At 64.4% G+C, this 3852-nt stretch carries 5 protein-coding genes; 2 read left to right on the top strand and 3 right to left on the bottom strand.

Annotated features, from left to right (window positions below; translation table 11 throughout):
• Positions 1-357 (bottom strand): nucleotide-binding protein (locus tag AC5E6N_RS23665; protein ID WP_491750109.1); only part of this gene is annotated, 357 nt, incomplete at its 3' end.
• Entirely contained in the window at positions 354-1169 is an 816-nt protein-coding gene (gene cobA / locus AC5E6N_RS23660; RefSeq protein ID WP_491750108.1) for a uroporphyrinogen-III C-methyltransferase, read from the bottom strand. The genes cobA and AC5E6N_RS23665, both read right to left, overlap by 4 nt.
• Before the next feature lie 50 nt (positions 1170-1219).
• Between cobA and AC5E6N_RS23655 the strand changes: the two genes are divergently transcribed.
• Positions 1220-2323 carry a cobalt-precorrin-5B (C(1))-methyltransferase gene (locus AC5E6N_RS23655; RefSeq protein ID WP_491750107.1) on the top strand — a complete coding sequence of 368 codons (1104 nt, stop codon included), beginning with the start codon at positions 1220-1222 and terminating at the stop codon, positions 2321-2323.
• Positions 2307-3047 carry a cobalt-precorrin-6A reductase gene (locus AC5E6N_RS23650; RefSeq protein WP_491750106.1) on the top strand — a complete coding sequence of 247 codons (741 nt, stop codon included), beginning with the start codon at positions 2307-2309 and terminating at the stop codon, positions 3045-3047. The genes AC5E6N_RS23655 and AC5E6N_RS23650 overlap by 17 nt, the downstream gene beginning before the upstream one ends.
• Here AC5E6N_RS23650 and cobM read toward each other — a convergent pair.
• On the bottom strand, positions 3044-3826 hold the full coding sequence (gene cobM / locus AC5E6N_RS23645) for a precorrin-4 C(11)-methyltransferase (protein WP_491750105.1): 783 nt from the start codon (positions 3824-3826) through the stop codon (positions 3044-3046). The two genes, AC5E6N_RS23650 and cobM, sit on opposite strands and share 4 nt — an antisense overlap.
• Positions 3827-3852 lie beyond the last annotated feature (26 nt).

The following is a 3852-nucleotide window of genomic DNA, read 5'->3' as shown; positions in this document are numbered from 1 at the left end:
GCAATTGACGACAAAAACGACCGGCAAGCGCAACAGTGCGGCGACATCCGCTGCCGCGCCGGTGCCGTCCGCGGCCGCATCGAAGAGCCCCATCATCGCCTCGATGACCAGGAGCCGCTCGCCGCCGGATACAAGCCCGGCATTTGCCAGAAGCAGGTCACGCCGCATCGCCCAGGGATCGAAATTCATGCAGCTCCGCCCGCAGGCGGCCGTATGGAACGCGGGATCAATATAGTCGGGGCCCGCCTTGCCGGACGCAACCGGCAGGCCGCGGCGCGCAAGCGCTCTCAAGAGCCCGAGCGTAACGGTCGTTTTGCCCGAGGCCGACATGGGAGAAGCGATCAGAAGGCCTTTCATTCCGCCGCACTCTCCAAGCGGCCGGAAGGCCCGTTGCCCATCCAGTCCAGAAGGCGCCGCATGCCGACAACGCCGCCGACGACCACGATGGCCGGCGGCGACAGGCCAGCGACAATCAGGTCTTGCTCTGCACCGCCGAGCGTGGTTTCGAGCACCTGCTGCTGATCGGTCGTGGCGTTGCAGACCACCGCCACAGGCTCATCGGCCGCCCGCCCGGCCCGCATCAGGTTCTCGGCAATCGAGGCAATGTGTTTCATCGCCATATACATGACGATCACCGGCGAACCTCTGGCGACCGCATCCCAGTCGATCTGATCGGGAACGACACCGCCGGAATCATGCCCGGTCAGGAAGGTGACACAGTGATTGACATCGCGATGCGTCACCGGAATGCCGGCATAGGCGAGACCGCCGATGCCGGCCGTCACGCCCGGCACGATGCGGAACGCAACACCGTGATCGAACAGCGTTTTGGCCTCCTCGCCTCCACGCCCGAAAACGAAGGGATCCCCGCCCTTGAGCCTGACGACCTTCTTGCCGGCGCGGGCAAGCTCCACCAGGCGCAAGGAGATGTCGCGCTGCCTGGCGGAGGGCTTTCCGCCGCGTTTTCCCGCATATTCGAGCTTCGCGCCCGGTCTTGCCAGTTCCAGACAGGATGCGTTGACCAGCGCGTCGTAGACGATCACATCGGCCTCGCCTATGGCATGCACCGCGTGGAGCGTCAAAAGACCCGGATCGCCGGGACCAGCCCCGACAAGCCAGACGCTTCCCGGCTCGATTGCCGGCAGTCCTTTGAAAAGCCCGTCCGTCATGACACGGCCTCCGTCTTCCGCTCCCGCAGCGGGTCGCCTATAAGCACAGCATGAATACAACGCCGACGGAAACCAAGAACGAATCCTCCCCGCTGCGCCGCGGCTGGACGACAGGCGCCTGCGCGACGGCGGCGACAAAGGCCGCGCTGACCGCGCTCTTCAGCGGTGCGTTCCCCGATCCCGTCACAATCCGGTTGCCGAAAGGACAGGAGCCGTCCTTTGCCCTTGCTTTCGAGAGCAGCGCCGACGGTTACGCCTCCGCCGGCATCGTCAAGGATGCCGGCGACGATCCGGACGTCACCCACGGCGCCACGGTGATCGCCACCGTCCGCAAGCTGGAAGACGGCGCCGGTATCCGGTTTGCCGCCGGTTCCGGTGTCGGCACTGTCACCCTGGCCGGCCTGCCGGTCGCCGTCGGCGAACCGGCGATCAATCCGGTGCCGCGAGAGATGATGCGCGACGTCGCGGAAGAAACATGCGCGCGTTTCGGACAGACGACCGATATCGAAATCACCATCTCGATCCCGGGCGGAGAAGAACTGGCGGAAAAAACCTGGAACCCGCGGCTCGGCATTGTGGGTGGTCTGTCTGTCCTCGGCACGACCGGCATTGTGCAGCCCTTTTCCTGCTCGGCGTGGATACATTCCATCCACCGCGGCATCGACGTCTCCCGTGCCGCCGGCCTCACGCATGTGCTGGGCGCCACCGGATCGACCTCCGAGACCGCTGCCCAAAAGATCTATGATCTGCCCGACATCGCGCTCCTCGATATGGGTGATTTCGCCGGCGGGTTGCTGAAATATCTGCGCCGTCACCCGGTCGATCGGCTGACCATTGCCGGCGGTTTCGCCAAGCTGACCAAGCTGGCGCAAGGCGCTTTGGACCTTCATTCGAGCCGCAGTCAGGTCGATCTGGAATTCCTTGCAGACCTGCTGCCACAGAACCTTCCCGGTAACCACATAAGAACCCGGATGCTTTGTGCGAATACAGCGCTTGAAGCACTTGAAATTGCGAGACAAAACGACATCGACCTTGCCGCGCCCGTCGCACAAAAGGCTCGGCAAACGGCTATTGATACCCTGCGCGGTGCGCCGGTTGATGTCGATGTCATCGTGACCGACCGAAAGGGTGTTGTGATTGCCCGCGTCCCCTGACTCCGTCCTGATCCTGGGCGGCACGGCCGACGCAGCCGATCTGGCCGGCCGGCTCGCGGCCCGCGGTTCGATGCGGGTGGTCACATCGCTCGCCGGCCGCACGCATGACCCGAGAACGCCTGCCGGGGAGCTCCGCATCGGCGGCTTCGGAGGAGCGGGCGGCCTTGCTGAATATCTGCGCGCTGAAGGGTTCGACATGCTGATCGATGCAACCCATCCCTTTGCCGGCACCATCTCCGCAAACGCCCGCCTTGCAGCGGGCAAGGCCGGCATCCGGCTGCTGTCGCTCCAGCGCCCGTCCTGGCGGGCCGGTCCGGGCGACCGGTGGACCGGCGTTCCGTCGCTCGAAGCGGCGCGCGATGCCATTCCGCAACGATCCCGGGTGTTTCTCGCCCTCGGCAGCCAGCATATCGGCGCGTTCGCGGCCCGTAAGGACGTCCATTTCATACTGCGCATGGTGGACACGCCGGTCGAATTGCCGCCCTTCGTATCCTTTGACCTGATTGGCGGAAAACCGTCTGCGGATCCGCAGGAAGAAATCCGGCTCCTGCGTGGCTTTTCCGTCGACCACATCGTTTGCCGGAACTCCGGCGGCACGGGTGCATATGCCAAGATCCTCGCCGCGCGCGCGCTTGAACTGCCCGTTATCATGATCGAGCGGCCGCATCTTATGAGCGACGATGCGTTCGAAACCGTCGATGCGCTGATGGCGGCGATCACCTAGACAGCCTCGCGGTTCTTTTTCTTGCCCGCATTGCGCAGCACGTGGGAGTAGCTGGCGTCGTAAAGCGCGGAGTCGCGAAACTCCGCTTCGCCAAGGACTGGTCCGACCATGATCAGCGCAGTCCGGGTCAGCTTTGCCTTGCGGACCTCCTGCTTCATCCCGGCAAGCGTGGTCTTGATGTAGAGCTCGTCCGGCCAGGTGGCGCGATAGGCGATCACGACCGGGCAATCCTCGCCGTAATGTGGCGCGAGCGCCGTGCGCACATAGTCGAGATTGCGGATCGAAAGGTGGATGGCGAGAGTCGCCCCGGATTGGCCGAGGATTTCCAGTTGCTCGCCATCGGGCATCGACGAGGCCTTCATGCCGGTCCTCGTAATGATGATCGTCTGGGCGATTTCCGGCAATGTCAGCTCGGTCTTGAGCTGCGCCGCCACCCCTGCAAAAGCCGGTACGCCCGGCACCACCTCATAATCGATGCCGAGCCCGTCCAGGCGGCGCATCTGCTCCGCAATCGCTCCATAGATGGAAGGGTCGCCCGAGTGCACGCGGGCGACATCCTTGCCCTGACGCTGCGCCTTATCGATCTCCTCGATAATGGCATCGAGATGCATCGGCGCGGTATCGAGCACCAGCGCATCCGCCGGCGCGGCGGCGACAATCTCCTGCGGCACCAGCGATCCGGCAAAAAGACAGACGGGGCAGCGCTCCACAAGCCGCTGGCCGCGCACGGTGATGAGGTCAGCCGCGCCCGGTCCGGCTCCGATAAAATAAACGGTCATTCCGCCACCTCCTTGCCGTCAAGCAC

The sequence above is a fragment of the Hoeflea sp. genome (assembly GCF_984452065.1).
Note: the sequence above shows the minus strand (reverse complement) of the source record. Positions and strands in the feature narration are given on the sequence as shown.

Excerpts from the sequence above, each read along its gene's own strand:
- cobA (WP_491750108.1), bottom strand. The coding sequence starts at position 1,169 with ATGACGGACGGGCTTTTCAAAGGACTGCCGGCAATCGAGCCGGGAAGC.
- cobM (WP_491750105.1), bottom strand. The coding sequence starts at position 3,826 with ATGACCGTTTATTTTATCGGAGCCGGACCGGGCGCGGCTGACCTCATC.
- AC5E6N_RS23655 (WP_491750107.1), top strand. The coding sequence starts at position 1,220 with ATGAATACAACGCCGACGGAAACCAAGAACGAATCCTCCCCGCTGCGC.